The sequence below is a fragment of the Aquimarina sp. genome (genome assembly GCF_977115655.1).
Genome location: NZ_CDSBKO010000079.1, coordinates 1 through 19,436 on the forward strand (window position 1 = coordinate 1; position 19,436 = coordinate 19,436).

The 19,436-nt window shown below is 36.7% G+C and carries 14 protein-coding genes; 1 reads left to right on the forward strand and 13 read right to left on the reverse strand.

The genetic code is table 11. The features are described from left to right. Nucleotides 1-242, forward strand: a 242-nt coding sequence (locus ACZIYX_RS21835) for a hypothetical protein (RefSeq protein WP_462684385.1), incomplete at its 5' end; no start/stop codon positions are given. Nucleotides 243-387: 145 nt separating this feature from the next. Here ACZIYX_RS21835 and ACZIYX_RS21840 read toward each other — a convergent pair. The 13 genes from ACZIYX_RS21840 to ACZIYX_RS21900 all read right to left on the reverse strand — a co-directional run. Continuing rightward, nucleotides 388-1,110, reverse strand: coding sequence for a hypothetical protein (locus ACZIYX_RS21840; RefSeq protein WP_462684386.1), 723 nt, complete (start codon nucleotides 1,108-1,110; stop codon nucleotides 388-390). Nucleotides 1,111-1,252: 142 nt separating this feature from the next. After that, nucleotides 1,253-2,566 carry an ATP-binding protein gene (locus tag ACZIYX_RS21845; protein ID WP_462684387.1) on the reverse strand — a complete coding sequence of 438 codons (1,314 nt, stop codon included), beginning with the start codon at nucleotides 2,564-2,566 and terminating at the stop codon, nucleotides 1,253-1,255. A gap of 474 nt (nucleotides 2,567-3,040) precedes the next feature. Next, nucleotides 3,041-3,355 carry a hypothetical protein gene (locus ACZIYX_RS21850; protein WP_462684388.1) on the reverse strand — a complete coding sequence of 105 codons (315 nt, stop codon included), beginning with the start codon at nucleotides 3,353-3,355 and terminating at the stop codon, nucleotides 3,041-3,043. Nucleotides 3,356-3,451: 96 nt separating this feature from the next. Then, nucleotides 3,452-5,083 carry an eCIS core domain-containing protein gene (locus ACZIYX_RS21855; protein ID WP_462684389.1) on the reverse strand — a complete coding sequence of 544 codons (1,632 nt, stop codon included), beginning with the start codon at nucleotides 5,081-5,083 and terminating at the stop codon, nucleotides 3,452-3,454. Between the two features lie 137 nt (nucleotides 5,084-5,220). Next, the gene (locus ACZIYX_RS21860) at nucleotides 5,221-5,790 is read right to left on the reverse strand and encodes a DUF6714 family protein (protein WP_462684390.1); all 570 of its coding nucleotides are present in this window, start codon (nucleotides 5,788-5,790) and stop codon (nucleotides 5,221-5,223) included. Between the two features lie 19 nt (nucleotides 5,791-5,809). Further along, a complete protein-coding gene (locus ACZIYX_RS21865) occupies nucleotides 5,810-7,219 on the reverse strand; it encodes an eCIS core domain-containing protein (RefSeq protein WP_462684391.1) in 1,410 nt (469 codons plus the stop codon). Between the two features lie 305 nt (nucleotides 7,220-7,524). Continuing rightward, a complete protein-coding gene (locus ACZIYX_RS21870; RefSeq protein WP_462684392.1) occupies nucleotides 7,525-8,289 on the reverse strand; it encodes a ParA family protein in 765 nt (254 codons plus the stop codon). Between the two features lie 197 nt (nucleotides 8,290-8,486). Continuing rightward, the gene (locus ACZIYX_RS21875) at nucleotides 8,487-9,899 is read right to left on the reverse strand and encodes a vanadium-dependent haloperoxidase (RefSeq protein ID WP_462684393.1); all 1,413 of its coding nucleotides are present in this window, start codon (nucleotides 9,897-9,899) and stop codon (nucleotides 8,487-8,489) included. Between the two features lie 440 nt (nucleotides 9,900-10,339). After that, nucleotides 10,340-10,894 (reverse strand): hypothetical protein, encoded by a 555-nt coding sequence (locus ACZIYX_RS21880; RefSeq protein WP_462684394.1) that lies wholly within the window; start codon nucleotides 10,892-10,894, stop codon nucleotides 10,340-10,342. Nucleotides 10,895-10,904: 10 nt separating this feature from the next. After that, on the reverse strand, nucleotides 10,905-15,128 hold the full coding sequence (locus ACZIYX_RS21885) for an eCIS core domain-containing protein (RefSeq protein WP_462684395.1): 4,224 nt from the start codon (nucleotides 15,126-15,128) through the stop codon (nucleotides 10,905-10,907). Nucleotides 15,129-15,387: 259 nt separating this feature from the next. Then, the gene (locus ACZIYX_RS21890) at nucleotides 15,388-16,227 is read right to left on the reverse strand and encodes a leucine-rich repeat domain-containing protein (protein ID WP_462684396.1); all 840 of its coding nucleotides are present in this window, start codon (nucleotides 16,225-16,227) and stop codon (nucleotides 15,388-15,390) included. A gap of 206 nt (nucleotides 16,228-16,433) precedes the next feature. Further along, nucleotides 16,434-16,988 (reverse strand): T6SS immunity protein Tdi1 domain-containing protein, encoded by a 555-nt coding sequence (locus ACZIYX_RS21895; RefSeq protein ID WP_462684397.1) that lies wholly within the window; start codon nucleotides 16,986-16,988, stop codon nucleotides 16,434-16,436. A gap of 2 nt (nucleotides 16,989-16,990) precedes the next feature. Next, a partial coding sequence (locus ACZIYX_RS21900; protein WP_462684398.1) for a polymorphic toxin type 15 domain-containing protein occupies nucleotides 16,991-19,436 on the reverse strand: 2,446 nt, incomplete at its 5' end.

The window sequence follows — 19,436 nt, forward strand, 5'->3', positions numbered from 1 at the left end:
CATTAATAGATGATGAGGATTTATTGAATAGATATGGTTGGATTGAGAATTTTAAATTATACTCCTACATATCTGTAAATATAGAATCTGATTTAGGTATAGATGCAATCATCAAAAAAGAAAATAACTCAAGTCATATAGTAGCAATCAACCAGTGGGATTTTCATTTGAATGAATGGAAATTATGTAGGATACCCTTAAGTAAAGAAGATGAAAGAAAATACGGTATACACCATTGGTAAATGCTGCACCCATAAGGGCTAAATCAACAGACACTATTTCTTTCTAGTAGAACTTCGATTTTTTCCTTTATAAATCTTTTATGCCATTTCATATTAATTTAGCTATAGTATTACAATACTTTATGGAATAGTGCCTACCCCACTTTCACCCACAACAAACAAGGGCATCAATGTTGTTTCCGTCTACCTGATGTATTGCCCGTATGTCTTCTTTTAGCTTTATTTTTTCTTCAGGAAGATAGATTACGGTTTCTTTATCGGGATTAAAAGCCCTTCTTTTTATGGTTCTGGTTTTGTTTAAATAGTTTGTACTAAACTCCCCTGCCCCTTCCAGATAAGCATTGCCATAATTAGAATATTCTGCGCCTATCAACATATAGGTATTATAACCGGGTTCAAACCTGAATTTTAATTCATAGTCAGATCGCATTGATTGGTGGGTAATACTAATAATATTAGATTTTGTTATTTTTATATGATCTCCTTCTTCATATATAAATGCGTAGGTCATGTTACCGCTTTGGGCATTTTTTATGTAAGTCTCCTCCTTAGTTCCTTCGTATATCACAATCCTAACATCCCCGGGGTAGTTGTCATCATCCAGATCATTTAAATCTCCATCTGCAATAATTGCAACAAAGTCCTTAAAACTGTCTCCGTTAAAATCCCCAAACACAATATTTTGATCGACTATCGTATATCCTTTTGGTATAAAATTGGTATAGTCTGTTTTATTGCTTGGGATTACCTGAGCCTTTTTTGTTGTATTTACTTCTGGTTTTTTATTAACCTGTATGCCTTTTATCTGCTTTTTACCCGAGCAGGAAATAAGAAATATAACCAAACATATCTGTATGTATATTTTCATTTGTGTTCTTTCGTTTCTAACTATAAATTCACTTTTCGAAAGTACTTTGTCAGGCAACTATATACATCACTTTTTTCCGTTAAAATCAACCCCTGTATACTGGGTATACTTTTCTTCTGCTTTTATTTTAAAGGATCTATTTTTATCGCATTACTCTTCCTCCTTTTTGAAATTCTCTTTGGATTCCGTTTATGATATAGGATTGGTATATTGTTTTTTTGTTGTCTCCCAAAGCACATAAACATGCATACTGAACAATATTCATGATTTCGGCTCCCGATAATTCGTATCGTTGTGCAATATTGGTAAGATCTACATCTTGCTGTAATCTAACTTTTGACGGAAATGCTTTTTCCCAAAGCAGCAATCGTTCTTGCGCTTTTGGAAGAGGAAAATGAATTATGGATTGAAAACGTCTTACAAAGGCATCGTCTATATTGCTTTTAAAATTAGATGCAAGGATTACCAATCCTTTATAGCTTTCTATCCTTTGTAATAAGTAAGATACTTCCTGATTAGCGTATTTATCATGTGCATCTCTAACATTGGTACGTTTACCGAATAATGCATCTGCTTCGTCAAAAAATAAGATATTTTCTGTTTTTTCTGCTTTAGCAAGTAAATTGGCCAGGTTTTTTTCGGTTTCTCCGATAAACTTGGATACTACCATAGACAAATCAATTTTATATACGTCTTTGCCTGTGTATTTGCCCAATAAACTTGCAGTTAAGGTTTTTCCTGTACCCGGGGGACCGTGAAATAAAGCTCTATATCCTGGTTTCAATTTTTTATGCATTCCCCAGTCATGTAATAAGGTATCTCCATGCGTAATCCAAGTTTGTAATTCCTGAATTTGTTGGTTAGTTTCTGTACTTAGTACTAAATCTTCCCATTTCATTTCTGTTTCCAGAATTTGGGCAGGAAATTTCATACTAAACTCTGGTTTGCTTACTTTTCCTATAGTAAAAAGCTCTACATATTCTTGCGAAAACACAATTTTACCGCTCATTCTAGGTTCACCGGCAACTGGTTCTTCCAGCCACAAAATACGGTGCTTTGCAAAAAAATGATCCGGATCAAAAAAACTTTGGATTTCTTTTCTTTTTTCTATATCCTCTCCCGCAGTTATAAACAAAGCTGTTTCGCCAGTAGGCAAAAAACCTCTGTAGTTTTTACCTCGTACTCCTCCCAATTGCGGAAAATCTCCTGTAGTTGATAATCTATCCTGTATAATACTGTCTAATAAGTTGCTGTGTACATGCGGGCATAATGCCAGAAGTAATACTATTTTTTCTTCCTCACTCAACCCTGCTTCTATACACATTTCGGGAACAAATAATCCCCAATCTTTAAAAGATGGTGTTTTTATTTGTTGGGCATTAGCTTCTTCACTAAAATAATCGTCTAAACGATTTTGGATAATATCTTTAAAGTACTCAAATTCAGTAAAATTCATTTATTATTGGTCTTTTTATGCCTCGTTATTATATTTATTTAATTTCAAAATATGTTATACCCACCTTTATTAACAACTCTAAATCAATCTGTAAGAAAGACAAAACTCTTGAATAACAAAAAAAATGAAAGAATCCCTAGTAGGAGTAATTTCAAATTTTTACGGTTCTGATGAACTGCAAAAGGAACTACCATAGGAGTTGAAAACAACAAAGCAATCCACCCCGGGTATTGAAACAGCATTCTATCAATCCAACTACCAAATAGCATCCCGTGGTTACCGCTTCCATAAAAAAATTCAAAAATGACCATTATAATTGTACATAAACAAACACCTGATGTTAGTACTATGCAAGTATTTTTAATCTGATTTTTTGTTATTTTCATGAATTTATATAATCCTATTGTTTATTTTATATAAATGTATTTTTTTGAGGATGTTTTATCAAACTTTTTACTGGTATTAAATTAGATACTATTCTATTTTCATTTCAGAAATTACCCATGAGGTCCCGTTAGAATCTACAAAACCATCTATCGGCATTACTGGATAGGGTTCTTTTTCATTATTTTTAAGAAAGGTGATATAATATATTGTAGAAGGTGGTTTTTCATCTAAAAACTTATACTTTTTAAAACTAGATTCTAAAATAGTCATAGAAATAGTTTTATCTGGTAATTCTCCTTTTATAACATCTATAATTTTACAATCATAGATAGTCCCATATCCGTTCATTGATTTAGATAAAATTTTTATAGTACAGATTATATCTTCCTTTTGTGATTTCATTTTTTTTGAATTTTGACAAGAATTAAAAACAATAATTAATGCCATGATTACTATTTTATTACACATAAATAATTATTTTATTTACGATTTTACGATCTACCAAACTGGATCTCCAATTTCAACAACAACTCTCCTAATGCCGCCCATTGCATTTATTAATGAAGATGCAGTTCTTATTTTTACCTCATCTACCGTACCTCTAGTATATCTTGTAAAATCCGGGGGTGGCCAAAAAGTCAATACATCATCATTGTTACCCGTTGATAGTGCAACATGGTTAATACCATTAAAAAAAACAATCTTTCCACGTGGAATAGGGTCTCCAAACGTATATCCAGATCTACTGGTAGTCAACACACTTGGCCAATTAGACATGGGTTGGTTGATATAAAGATCATGAATAAAGTTCCAGGTTATTGCACCCGTTCTATATGCGGATAACAATACCATCTCCCAGCAGTTAATAGTGGTTGATCTAGCAACTACAGGAGCTGTAGACTCGCTACTAGCACTAGCCCAATCTGCAAAATCATTTCCTGATGTATCTCCAACTCCACTTGTTCCTCCTGAAGGATACCAAGCAGATTCCTGACCTACTAAGCTATTCATTTCATCTACTACGATGTCACTTGTCACCAGAGACACCAAGTTATGGTAAATGTACCCTGTTTTTTGTATGTTATTATGAAACACTCTTACATTAAGCCAATTATTTGTACTGCCAATCACTGTAATCCTTGTCCCTGAAGGAATGTTTGCCAAAAAACCTCCCATACTTGGACCAGTCCTCAATGTAGCACTCCATCGAGCGGATATAATTCCATCCCAAGGATATACATTTTGCATGTGTCGTTGTATATTTGGCTTTTCGTTATCCTTACTCTGTTGTACTACATGAGTTAATTCATGCGCCAGTAGTCGTTTTCCTTGTGTGGTATCGGGATTGTATTTTCCTGAGTTAAAGTATATATCCATACCATGGGTAAATGCTTGTGCCCCCAATTGCTTGTTCATGCCAATAGCATCCTGATCGGTATGAACAGTAACATCACTAAAATCCCTGCCAAAACCAGATTCCATTTCGGCTTTAATCTGTGGAGGCATTTTTTTGCCTGTACCTGCTTTGCTTTTAATCTTGCTCGATAATCCCGTGCTTGCGGTTTGGGTTGCGGATTCGTTTTTAGTTTGTACTGTTTCTTCTTCTTCCTTCTTATTTAGTTTTTCCTCTTCGGAAGCTTCCATTTTTTGGATTTCCTCCTCTTCTCCTTCCATCTTACTTACCATTTCCTCCTCGGGGGCTTCCATTTTTTGGATTTCCTCCTCTTCTCCTTCCATCTTACTTACCATTTCCTCCTCGGGGGCTTCCATTTTTTGGATTTCGGGTTTTTCCTGTACCAGTTTGTCCTCTTCTACCCGTTGCTCTGCCGTGCCCAGTTTTTCGTCTTCTTGCGGGGTAGCCAAGGATTCCCGCTGTATACTGCTTATTTCTTTATTTTGTATAGCTGGTTTTGAAGTGTTATTTACCACAGCATCTGCCATGTGATCTGCTTCTTTTTCGTATTTGTCCCCGGGTTGTCCTACTGTTAATTTAGCTTGTACTGCACCCCCGTTTGCTACGTTAAAAAATGGGGTTTTACTTTCCCTGGCAAAAAAAGGGGCTTCCTTTCTTTCTTTTCCTTCATTGGTATGCGGATCCTTGTTGCGCCGACTAGTAAATACACTTTTCATGGTGAACTGTTTTTAATTCTACATTATGTACAAACCCTTTATTCTAAAATCTTGCCTACTCTCTACCATGGATTCTGGCATACGCCAGAATGACAAGCTCAGAATGCTGTTTTTAGTTCTCTTATTTTCAATAACTTCTATTTAAACTGAAACCAAAATCTATTAATTACCTTATCTAATATGTCATCTGCAAAAAAACCAGAATAGGTGTCTTTTATGTACATCAAAAAAAGTAATACTGTTTTGGATTGTTCCTGGTTCAATAATGTTGTCATACTAATAAAATTATGTATTTTATCCTCTGTTCTTTTTATTTCCTTATGATAAAAATCATCTAAATCTGCTATCCTATTTTCTTCCATTTTATATTCTATATATTGAAGTTGTATATCTGCTTCTGTAGGAAGTAATAATTTATCTAACAGATCATCCACAATAACATCTGCAGCTTCAAATTCTAAAATTAGAAGTTTCATATACGCCGGAAGAAAATAGATAAATCCCTCATTCGACAAAAACCCTAAAGCAGATTTATTGGCTATCAATAATTTTATATCTATTTCTTTCCATGTTTTATGAATAAAGGACTCTTCTATCTGTTTTGCTTCATACGAGCCAATACTTTCTTTATGGATTAGGTTTTTTATATTATATCCATTTGTTTTAAAATACTTTGAAATATGCTCTATGAGGGTTTCTTTGTTCATGGTTTTTTTATTACTGTAATTAAAATGCGAATCTCCAAGAAACTCTAATTAAGGTAGCGATTACAGGTATTAAAACATCGTCAGCAATACCTGCGAGAGTTAAATCATCTGCCAAAAGAACAATAATCCCTACTACACCAAGCCCGATAATCGTCCATGCAATACCCGGATTATCTCTCAAAAATTCTTCTGCTGCTGCTTCTGCATCAAGACCAGACTCTATGACTCTTCGAGCAAAATTTTTTATTTTTTCAAAAGTTGATTCGGGTACCGTATAAGGATCTGTTCTGGGTTCTTGATCCTCTTCATTACATTTTGCACTCTGAACTCCGTGGCAGTTTTTTAAAGCTGCACTTGCCTGTGCTATTTGCTGCATATGGGTATGATATCCTGGATCTCCTGGCCTAAAACATTTTTGTTGTATTAATGTCCTTAAGCTCACACAACCATTACCTGCAGCGACCTTTGCCGTAGATGTAGCGCAAGTATCTGTTTGCATATTACATCTTCTTGGCTGGTCGCAATAACTATGCATTTCGGTATTTAGCGCTGTTACTTCTGCTGGTGTACAACTTCGTTGTATTTTCTCATCCAGTCCTTTTTGCTGCACCACATGGGTTAGCTCATGTGCCAGTAGTCGTTTTCCTTGTGTGGTATCTGGATTGTATTTTCCTGAGTTAAAGTATATATCCTTGCCATGGGTAAAGGCTTGTGCACCTAATTCCTTATTCATGGTAACGGCATCCTGATCGGTATGAATATTTACTGTACTAAAATCCCTGCCAAAACCGGATTCCATTTCGGATTTGATTGGTGGGGACATTTTTTTGCCTGTACCTGCTTTGCTTTTAATTGTATTCGATAATCCAGCACTGGCTTTTTGATTACTACCTGTATTACTTTTGGTTTGCACTGTTTCTTCCTCTTCCTTTTCTCCTTTTTTTTGAATTTCTTCTTCTTCCTCCTTTTTCTGAACAGTTTCCTCTTCTTCTTCGGGGGCTTCCATTTTTTGGATTTCCTCCTCTTCCCCTTCCATCTTACTTACCATTTCTTCTTCGGGAGCTTCCATTTTTTGAATTTCGGGTTTTTCCTGTACCAGTTTGTCTTCTTCTACCCGCTGCTCTGCCGTGCCCAGTTTTTCATCTTCTTGTGGGGTAGCCAAAGATTCTCGCTGTATACTGCTTATTTCTTTATTTTGTATAGCTGGTTTTGAGGAGTTGTTTACCACAGCATCTGCCATGTGATCTGCTTCTTTTTCGTACTTGTCCCCGGGTTGTCCTACTGTTAATTTAGCTTGTACTGCACCCCCATTTGCTACATTAAAAAATGGGGTTTTACTTTCTCTAGCAAAAAAAGGGGTTTCCTTTCTTTCTTTCCCTTCATTAGTATGTGGATTCTTGTTGCGCCGACTGGTAAATACACTTTTCATGGTTAGTTGTTTTTAATTCTACGTTATGTACAAACCTTTTATTTTAAAATCTTGCCTACTCTCTACCATGGATTCCGGCATACGCCGGAATGACAAGCTCAGAATGCTGTTTTTAACTCTACTATGCTCTATAATCTCTATTTAAATGAAAACAATATCTTGTCCTGCAATTCTGGATTCCGGCATACACCGGAATGACAAGCTCAGAATGCTGTTTTTCAATCATGTTTTTCATTCTTATACAAATCAAAATCAATTACTAAATTCTTAATTTATAGACCTTAACCTAAAAAGAAGAACTTATATCATTTAAACTTAGATAAAAACTCCCGAGCAAGTTCTTTATAATCCTTTGCTCCATTAGAGTTTTTATCGTAAGAAAAGATATCTTCTCCTTTTTCCTGAGCATTTGCCAGTGCTATATTGCTTCGGATATGGGTTGTAAACACTAAATCTTCAGAAAACTCCTTCTCCAGGTCTTCTTTGATTTGTTGGTTCATTTTTTTTCGGGTATCATACTTAGTGAGTACAAACCCTAATAGCTTAATCTTTTTATTTAATTTTTTTACTAATTCAAAATGTTTTAAAAAGCTTCGCACTCCTTTTAATGGTAAAAATTCTGCTTGCAATGGTATCAACACATAATCACTGCTTACCAGTGCATTGATAGTCAACATACCCATAGAAGGGGGGCAATCTATAAATACAAAATCATACTCCTTTAAGGGTTTGATTAATTGCGAAAGTATCTGCTCTCTACCATATACACTTGCTAATTCTAATTCTGCTCCTGCCAAATCCAGAGAAGAAGGAATCAAATCCAGACCTGATGCAGTAATCAATACATCTGTAAGTTTAGTGTTCTCTCCAAAAGCTTCTTTTCGTAATACCTTATAAATAGAATCTTCTATCTCTTCTATAATTCCCAATGATTGGGTAAGATTTGCCTGAGGATCTACATCAATCAATAACACTTTTTTGCCTTTCTTTTTTAATCCAGCAGCAAGGTTAATTGCTGTAGTGGTTTTACCAACTCCTCCTTTAAAATTTGCTATCGATATTACTTTCATAAGCCCCTAATCCCAAATGGGATTTTTTTATTATTTATACCTACAATTTAATCATTTAAATTCTTGTTTTTTAATAGCTTAACATTTTTTTTTGCAAACATACTATTATAGCAGAGGTCTGGATTTTGGATTCCTGTCCCGTTTTTCAATGGGATAACAAATTATTGTTGAAGTGACAAATTTTAGCACATAAAACCTTATCCAAGTTCTCCATTAAAGTAGTCACAGACTTTATCCCATACTTTACATCCTACTTTAGCACCTAATTTGCGTCCTTCGAGGTCTCCGTCCTGAAAATGAATTCCTCCATACAATCTGGAGATTCCTGCTTCATTGGCTGCATCTTTTAGCATTTTCCAATCCAGAGTAATATCTTCTGACGGGGTACAGCCCGGTTCGATTTTAGACCCTCCTTTGGGTATGGTAATACATTCTCCATATTTACCGCCATTACAAAAATTAGACAATACTTCTTCTGCTGCTGCGCTAAATGTGCTGTGTCCTGATACATATTCTGCAAAAGGCGGTGTTGGGATATATGGTATCCAGTTTTCGCCTTCGATGGTTTTTGTTCCTTCGCATGGGCCTCCCCATGCTTCTATACTTTTTCCTCTGTATATATGTTGTATTGCAGATATTGGTCGTACATAATCATAATACTCTTTACAATCCCATGCTGCAATACCTGCATCCAACAAAGCATTGCTAAGTGCAAAGAACATTTTTATATCAAATGCATTTTTATATCCATACATTCTGGACAGGTATCTGGCTTGTCTGCAACATTGCTCTGGCGGGGTAGCGGTTCGGTTTGGTCCGTCTTTTGGGGAGTCTACAAATTTATCTTCGTGCATACCTGCCCACATTTCGGCAATCATTTTTTGCTCATCGGTTAGGTTTGCACTGTATTCCAGCACCATATCTGCTTGTTTTTTATACTCCCTGTCGCCACAATCTGCGGGGGATGATGGTCTATACTCTCCTTGCCAGGATAACGCAAAAGGTTTTACCAGTCCCCAATGTGCCGTAAGAAATACCTGGGGGGTATGATTGACCAATTGTGGTTGCCATCGGTCTTCGTATTTTAAAGGTTGCGGTACTGGCGGGTTTACCGGGCAGTAATTGGTAAAATCGGCATACCTGCCTTCTTCTAAAGTGGCATATTGGTTTGACTTGTCTCCTGCCCTGCATTCTATGATTAGCTTTGCAGATAAGTTTCCTAATCCCGGTGCATTATTGGGTTCGAGGTTTTTGTCGTCGGGATCAAAACCACAATCACACATAAAATCCCGAAATATATTTTTCTTTTCGGGTGGTAATTGCAGCCAAAATAACTCTTGCAATACGGTATATGCTGCATGGCTGTATGCTGTTTCCCTGTTTTTGGAGGTACAGTCTGCATCTGGTTGTTTAAAACGGCTACCAGTAGTGGTACTTACCTCACAGCCCCCGTCGTTATAATTGGTCCATGCATCATACATGGCGGTATGCACCATTGCTAATGCTCTGGAGCCAATGGTAGGAGGCATCCCAACATAATGAATAGCATCGCAGGTTAATCGGTTCCATTGGTGGGCTTTACTGGGTGTATAATTATCGTTTGTTGCCATTGGTTTTAAGTTTTATATACTAATTTATTATGAACTCATTTTTATTTTTTGTTATGGGGTCTCTATTCTATTGATTCTTTTAAAAAATCTTCTCTCCTACTTGGTATTCTGCCATTCTTTTCCTACAAAAGTATCGGGCGTGCTAGTTTACTATCGACCCGCGGTATAGGTATAGCCTCCCGCGGACTACAAAACCCTTTCCGCTTCCTACATTTATACGGGCGCGCAATGTTTTTATCGACCCGCGGTATACCCAACCTCTGCCCCGTCCTACATTTGGTCTTCCACGGGGTGTTTTTATCGACCATCGGCATCCCTAACATCGGGCGCGCGTATAAAAACGTGTTCCCCACTCTATTTTTATCGATCATCGGTATGTTGAGCAGCTTCCTTGCGGGTAAAATGGTATCTGCTAGTTACAAACCTGAGAGAACGATATATTATTCAATATTCTTTTCACTTATACTATTCTTAGCTAACCTCCATTCTTTCAAATCGTTTTCATTGACTGATATTTCCACAATACGATATGCATCTGTTTCCATATCATATACTGATTTTGTTGCGGGTTGTAAAAAACTTTTAGTAATGATATTTTTTACCACCTTTTGAGTTTTCTCAACTTTTAAAAGTTCTTGAATCCTATTTCTTATGTTTTTTAAACTCTTTGGTGTTTTCATTTTATTATGGAAATTTGCGATATAAGCAAGAGATGTTTGATACAAAAAATATTTTCTGATCGTATAATCATCTCCGTACTCTATAAACTGAACTACTTGTATTTGGTCTTCAAAATACTTTTTGAACCATTTACCTACTTCTTTAGTCAACTCCACCATTTCTGGTATAAAATCCTTAGATATATTTCCATCAAAATGCCTGATCAACAAAGTATTTTGATGAGAAGTGTCTTTGGTTATATACAAAGCTCCTTTAAATCCATTTAAAATTCTTTGTAAGTTATTTTCCTTATTAATTTTATTAAAATCCTTCATAAACATTTTATTATTCCATATCAATAATAATAATTTTTCCTTTTGAATCAGACCAATGTAAATTATCACTCACCGTTTCTCCTCTAATTTTTGATTGTATATCACGAATCGCTGCCAAATTAGAACTTTCTTCAGGTGTATAAAAACTTTCTGTTCCAAAGTCTCTTTGTCCTGCTTCATGAGCCTCAATCCTTCTGCGTCTAGCTCCTGATCTTATATCATCAGTCATTTGAGTCAAAATTTCTCTTACTTCTGCCAAAATTCTAGCTGCAATGCGATCGCTTCGGATCGCACTAGAAAGCGGAACGGTAGATCGGTCAAAATCTCTCACTATCCAATCCCCCCCTTGTTCATATACCTGAACAACCTCCATTCTACTACTGAGATTCTCACTTGAGTTAACAGCATTTCTAGCTGCTCTAAGTCTATTCACAGATCTTACTATTCGACTCATTTGTGATTCATACCATCTTTTTAGAGTTCTCATGGGATTTCTTTCTGATAAAAACAGAGCGCCTTCTCCTCCCTGAAAATCGGGAGTAGGTCTTAAATCATTAGTCCCTCTAAATCGAAACAAGCGTCTTCTAAATACATCGTGTAAATTTGCCATAAAGACATCCCAACTAGAAGGAATTTCAATAGCCCCCGATGCAGCCATAGCCTCATCTCCAGCTGTAGAACCATATCTTTCTGCAACGGTATCTATACTTTCTCTCCCACTTCGAACTGCATCTAAATCTCTTTCAAAAGCCAAACTATCTCTCTGGACAGTAACATCATGTGGATTTGCTCTGAACCTAGCTTCTAGTTGCTCAAGATAGCCTAATAAAGTAGGGTTTTGTAACTGATTTGGAAAACGTTCCCTGCATCGGGTACAAATCGTACATCGTGCAAATTGACCATCTTCCAGCACTTTTCTTGTATGCCCATCATCCCCTCTAAATTCACTTTTTACCTCTAAACCATCCACAGTATTAGTTCCTTCTACATTTGGTCGATTTGCATCATCTCCCAAATTTTCTGCTGTATTGTTAGATTCGCCATCTCTAACAGGTTGTTCGGGAGCATCGGTTGGGGCTTCTGTAGGTTCTGTTGTTTGACTGGGTTCATCCGTACGCACTTCTTCTGTAGGTCTGGCTTCTTCGGCTGTTCTTGGCGCTTCTGAAGTTCCTGTTCTAGGGCGAATGATACCCAGTCGCCTTCCTGCTGCAGCCAATATTTCAAACAATCCAAATGTCCCCGCTGTTATAATTGGGAAAGCTGCTGCGTCTACATCGGTACGCATTTGCTTAGAGTTGTCTATCAACTGTTGTGCTGATGATGAAAATGCTGTTGCCATCAAATCACCAATAAATACCAAGGCATGTAAAACCAAGGCTATTTTGGTTGTAGCCCAAAGCATAGCTCCCGACCAGGACATTAATGCTCCCAACTCTGCATAAATTGGGGGAGACCAAAGCAAAGTTGGCGGAAACCAAAAATTTATAACAGCCAGTACTCCCATACCTATTAAACACAACCCTGCTATGGTGCCAAAAGTAATGGCAATGGCCGTAACCAATCCTGCTGCTTCTCGTAATAAATATGTAAGAGGGTCTTCATTTTCTCTATGCTGTGGATTTATAACAGCATTGAAAAGTTGTCCCATAGATTCTACTAAAAATACAGGATCTACTAATGACAATAATAATTCTTCTGTAAAGGCTCCCCAATTGACCCGAGACAAACTAGCACCAATATCCAGAAAAGTCCTTATCAATCCAAACAAACCTTTTTCTAAGAAATTCATTTCGTCAAATTCGGTCATCACCTCTCTATCCATTTGTTCAACCCGCTCGGCAAACCAGTTATTGGTTTGTTCTTGTTGTTGCTGCTCGGGTGAAACAGGTGGATTACTATCTGGTTGTAATTGAATGTTTGGAACTCCTGATTCTAGTTTTGCCTGTACTATTGAATTGGCTGGATCTGGTTGGATACTTGCCATTTTATTATGATATTCATCATAGACAGTATGTATATTTTGTTCTAGCTCATCGGATCGTTTTAATTTTGCATCTGCTGCGGCATCTAATTGATTTGCTTTTTTCTCGTGGGTTTGTGATGTATTATCATGAATTGCCAGAGATGATTTTGCAGTTTCATTTTGCGCTGTGGTTTGCCCCAGCTTATTGTCTATATCTAACAACACTAAATCCATAGCGGTTATTTCTGCTTCGGATTCTGTATTTTGTTCTACGGCAACTACAACTTGCTCGGTCATCGTAGTTGCTCGCTGATGCGTTTGCTCTATTGCATCATCTATATTTTGAGCATCATTATTTGAGCTTTCTAATTCTCCTCCTCTTTCTTCTGCTTCTTGTCTTGCATCTTCATCCTGAGCATTGATATTGTCATTGGCTTGCTTACGTTCTCTTGCACTGTCTGCCATAGGTTCGGATTCTTGGCGTCCTTCTGTTGCATTCTTTAAAACTTCTGGTAAACCTTCTTGAACCTGCCTAACCCTTTCTTGAGATTCGGTAAGATGTCCTTTGGATTGCTCAACTCCTTCTTTTCTTATCTCGTTATGTTGAGTAGCTTTGTCAACGACCTCATCAGATGTATACACTCCATAATACATCATTTGCAAATCTCCTTCTATCTGTGCTGCATTAATGCGTTCTTGATCAGCTCCTTCTTTTAATTGTGCTGCTTGTTGTCTTAACACCTCAATCTTTACAGTTTGTTCTATAAGTTTTGCCTCGGCTTTGGGGTTACCTTGAACTTCGTTACCCTGTGCATCTTTGGGTTTTTTGAATTCTGGAATCCTAACGGATTTAGGAGTTTGTCTTTTTGGACTTCTCTTTGCTTTCTGATAGGCTATACGTGCTTTAACAATGGCTTGTTCTTTTGGAGAAAGGTTTTCTACCTCACCATTTATACTTTCTTCTTCGGAAACCGGTTCTTCCTGGGTTTCGTTCAGCTCTTCATTTACTTTTTCTAACGATTCTTGAATTTGTGGTTGGGTTTCTTCTTTTCTGTCAACTGCTGGTTTTGCACTTTCTCGCAAAGCACCTTCATCCACACCATCTCCTTTTTCACTTACCGATGGACGAGATTCTGATCTTTCTTCATCGCTAATTTGGGGGTTTCTGATATTCTTTTCTTCTCCTAATTCATCTGTTACTTCCTCATTAATCCCATCCATAGATTGATTTCCATCTTCTGTATGAAGATAATCTTCTGGTTTTTTCTGTATACTTTTTCCGCTAGCTCCCTGCTGCACGGTATGCGTCAACTCATGTGCTAACAGGTGTTTCCCAGAACTGGAATTGGTATCGTATTTTCCTTGATTAAAATGAATATCATTACCATGGGTAAATGCTTGTGCACCCAGTTCTTTATTCATCTGTACTGAATCACTACCCGTATGTACTCTAACTCCACTAAAATCTGCTTCAAAGGCAGATCCCATAGAAGATTTTATATCTGACGGTAATGGACTGCCCCCTCCTTTACTGGAGTTTAATCGGCTTTGCAGATCTGGTGTGGCTGTACTTTGTGGGCTATTGGATTTTGCTTGTACATTTTGATCTTCCGGAAGCTCTGCATTATCTCCTGTTCCTACTTTTGTCTGAACCTCATCTTCGCTTTCAGATAAATCTTCTTCTTTTTTCTGTAGTTTTTCTTCTTGTTGACAGGTAGCACATTTGGTTTGTACAGCCCCCTGACCTGAATAATTGAAAACATCCCCCTTGCCCCCTTCTAAAGGGGAGTTTAGTAGCTTTGTTTGTACATTTGCTTCAGGTTGTTCTGCATTGCTTTCAAAAATGGGTTTGCGCTGTACTTCGCTATCACTTTCTGATACTTCGTCGTCTTCCTTTTTTTGTAGTTTTTCTTTTTCTTCGCAGGTAGCGCATTTGGTTTGGATCGGAGGAGAAAAAGTCTGAGAAACATCCCCCTTACCCCCTTCTAAAGGGGAATTGCTTTTTGGATCGCTTAATCTTTGTACTACTTTATCTGCCATGGCATCAGCCTCGACTTCGTACTTGTCATTTGGTTTGCCTATGGTTAGTTTGGGCTGTATACCTCCCTGTTCCCCTTTAACAGAGGGTGTGTTTTTATTAAAAAATGGGGTTGTTTTTTCTGCAGATTTTGAAAAAAAGCTTCCTTCCCCTTCTTTTTTAAAGAAAGGTTGCCGCTTTGCCTGAATTTGACTTTGCGAAGTGGTGCTTTTATGTGTTTCTGCGGTTTTCAATTATCTGTTAGTTGTTTTTTAAATCATTTTATCTTTTGCATATACTATTCTTTTATTTACCCTGTTGCACTTGTTGCTGTATTCCTCGAAGTCAGGAGACTTTGCGGAGCGGGCGACTTTGCGGAGCGGGAGTCAGGAAACTTTGCGGAGCGGGCTGATTCTTTTTCCAAATACATTAATATGCAATTGTGGCCTCATACTTTGTTTTTAATTAAAATAACCTACATGATCTGCTTTGCAATAAACCATAGCAATAGACTTATATCTCTATAGTAATTTTATCCTGGTTTTTCCAAAACTCAGGAATCCCGGTCCAACCATTACCTGAAAATTCAATATAATTAAGGTTATGCATTTCCAACAATTCTTTGGGCAACCTATCCAGGCCCGTATCATTTAAAAACAATTCTTCTAATTTATTGAGTTTAAAAATTTGTTCCGGAAACTTCTTAAAAGGATTGTTGGATAATGAAAGAGCATTTAAGTTTTTTAATACTTCAAAAGAATTAGGTAATGCCATTAAACTACAATTGCTAATTACAAGTTCTTCTAATTTATGAAGTTTAAAAAGCCAATCTGGTAAATCTCCTCTAAAAAGACCACTCATACCTAAGTCTTCAAGGCTAGTCAATTCTCCAATCCATTCTGGAACAGTTTTTATAGGGTTATTAGAAAGAGATAATCCTATGAGTCCCTTATTGTTTTTTAAACAAGATGGAATTTTTGTGATATTATTTTCCCTAAAATCTAAAATTGTTAAATTTTTCAGTTGGCATAAAAATTCAGGAATTTCGGTCAATTGATTTTCTTCAAAAGATAAACGAGATAAATATTTTAGCTTACTAATTTCTTTGGGTATATTCTTAATATTATTATTGATTAGGTTAAGGGAGTTCAGCCCTGTTTTATAAAAAACCACTTCAGGGATTTCATTTAAGTTACAAGAATCAAATTTCAGTTCAGAAGAATCTGCATCCCTGCCACCCAGAATTTCTTCTGTAATATCCACCTCAGACAAATCCAGGTTATAGATCCAAACAGAATCGGTATTCATTTCTACTTGCCTCCTTATTTCATTTAATATATCCTCGTTACTCATTATCTATTTCTGTTTTTTTATCGCTATATGATGTCTTTAATTTTTCCCAATGGGGCAATGAATCTTTTCTTAATTGTTTAACATCTCTTCTTGCAGAAAACGGTTGCTGCTTTGCCTGAATTTGACTTTGCTAAGTGGTACTTTTATTATACCTTATTTTCATTTTTTGTTCATTTCACTAAAACTCTTTGCTATATAGATTTTTATCACGTTTGAGATAGAATAGAAATATACTCTCTCATTTTAATCTTGATTAAATATTCTTTTTTCATTGCCCCTCCTAAAGCAGGAATTGGTGCAAATCCATAACATTCATCAACAGATAATGGCCCAAGTTTTTTTAAGGCAGTTTTAAATAATTTTTCCATTAAAAAATCAGTTCTAAAATCTTTATTAATAAGTGTATAATTAAAATGAATGTCTGGATCTGGGTCAAAATTTGTAGTACGACCACTGTAAATATTCAACCATAAAAACTCATTGTTTTGCAGTGTGCAAACATCACCAAATGCAGTACGCATTATTTCGAACCCTGAACCATCCAGTGGTGGCCAATCTTCATATGAAAGTATTGATTCATTTGGATCACAAGTCCAAATCAAACCATTATTATACCCACGGAAACCAAACTCTTTCCATTCTGTCACCAAATCTTCTGGCGCTTTTGATATATATTTTTCATATTTTATTATATCAAAAGGTATAAATTCCTTATTAGGTAAATAGGATTCATGAAATAGGTAAAAAGGATTTTCATTCATAATTAAGCATCTATTACTGGTAATTTAACATTTAACTTATGGTCTTCAACTTTAACAGGTTTGTTTTTATAAATTGATTTCTTTGCTTCATTTCTTACCTGAGTTATTAATATTTCTGCTCTCTTTCCCTGTTTCCATTGCGCACCGATTGAGAAATTTTCTCTAGAACCTCCCAACCCATGGGTTTCTGATCCCCCACCTATAATTTGATCGGCACCATGCAAAATAGATTTTCCATAAGCCTCATTAACATATCTTATTCCATTGTATTCTTTCGATTTATGTTTAAAAGGATATGATTTATCTCCAGGTCGCCTTTCAAATAATTCTTCTACAAAACTTATAGCCTCTCTAATTGTTTTATCTGGATTATTGTCTCTCCATTGTTTTATAATCTTTTCTTTTTCTTTTTGAATTTGAATAGCTCTATCTCTTGATGCGCTTGCAGTCTCTGTTCTCCCATCATCCTCAAACCTCTTCAAATTCTTTTCCCATTTATCTATTTTCAAATTATTCAATGACTGTTCCTGTAATCCTATTTGCCTGCGAAACTCGGCTTTGGTTGTTGTCAATTTTTTATCATACGCTTTTTTATCCTTAGCCTTAAACGGTTTGCTAAGTGTAACCAAATTAAGCTTAGGCTCTATATCTTCTTCAGCTGGTAATGGCGTTTTCACTTCATCTACTTGTCTGAATACTACATTATAATTATAGGTTTTATTTTTTAATATTGGTGTTACAGACTTGACTACAGGATGTTTTTTCTTAACATTACTTGCTGTTTTTTTAGCTTCTTCTTCAGATACCTTACCATCTTTAGCAATTCGTTTTTCTATTGAAGGGATTGCTTTTTTAGCCTGATTACGATCCTTTTGCGTATATTTTCCATCTTTCTTTTTCTTACCTCTTCCAAACAACTTTTTGACTTGTGCAGCTATAAAATCAATTACCTTGCTAATCACTTTATCGATAGGTTTTCTAATCTTTTGGATGATCTTTTTAATGGCTTTGCCAATAGCCCCTATATTAAGCAAGCGGGCCACAAAACTCAGGATTACAGGAATGCCCTGTGCCATCGCTCTCTCGATAAAGGCTGCTGCTTCTGCAATATTGCCCGAAGCTATTTTTCCTATAGAGGTAAATATGGAGTTTACAAAATCAGAAATCCGCTGCCAGTTTTCTACAAAAAACATTACCCCATTGTATATTGCCAGTGCGGCTTGCACCAATGCCCCGGCAGGGTTTAAAAAGCTGAGTATTTTTATGATCCCTTGTTTTACCAATTGGGTAATTACCCAATTGCGAATACCCCCCATAATGGTTTGCTTGATCTCTGCTGCCTTTTCTTTTAACATTTCCCAAAGCCCCATTGGTCCTTGCGCAATCAATGTTTTTACAATGCTAACCCCCGTTTCTGCTGCTTTTACCAATGGTTCCCCTACTCTTTTTACCAGTTTTTGCCGAATATTGTCCCAAGTCACGCCCATGATCTGCAGACCAAGGTGCAATACCCCCTTAACATCAAAGCTTTGTGGTACCTGAATGGGAAGATCGCCCATAGCCCCTGTTAACCAACCTATTAATCCCCCTACAAGATGTTTCTTTATATTGATCTTAAATTTATTGACCCCTCCTTTTACCGCTTTTATCAAATTGTTTAAAAAGGCAATGGGATCCCCAACAATAGTCCAGAAGGTATCGCCTGCTTTACGCAAAATATCCATTACTTTTTTGCCAAACGGACCAGCTAACCTTAAAAAACCTTCCAGAACAAACTCGGCTACTTTTTTTATCACTTTTTTGGCAAGGGTAAGGATATTGGCAAGTATCGGGGCAAAAATGGGTTTTATTTTGGTGTTAAAAGCTTCTATAGGGCTAAACACATCTGTTGCCGACAAGGAAGATACTGCTGTTTTGAATGCTGTTTTGATGGCAGCCCAGCTTAACCCCAACTTGGAAATTTCTGTCTCCAACCAGCCAAACGCACTGGTAATCATTTTGGATTCTTCCAGTTTTGCCCAAAGGTCATGGCCTCCCGGTATTAATCCTATAAAGCCTTTTATAAGGTTAGGACCATTACGATCTACAGGATCCCCTGTTATGATATCCTTGCCCAGGATTACGGTCAATAGGGTATATCCCGGTATTCTTTTTAGAATAGGGGATATTTTGCCAAGTATCCAGTCTACTCCTTTGGATACGGTACTAACGATGGCACTACCTACTTTTTTGACCCCGGACCATGCTGCCTTGCCCACACTCTTGGCAGCACTCCATAATCTACCAAAAACCCCCTGAATTTTGGGTGGTGTTTGATGATAGGTTTGTTTGGTTTTTTGTCGTACTACTGCTCCTTGCTGTAGGGTATGTGTCAATTCGTGGGCAAGCAAGTATTGCCCCGAGGTACTGCCAGGGTTATATTCTCCTTTATTAAAATAAATATCACTA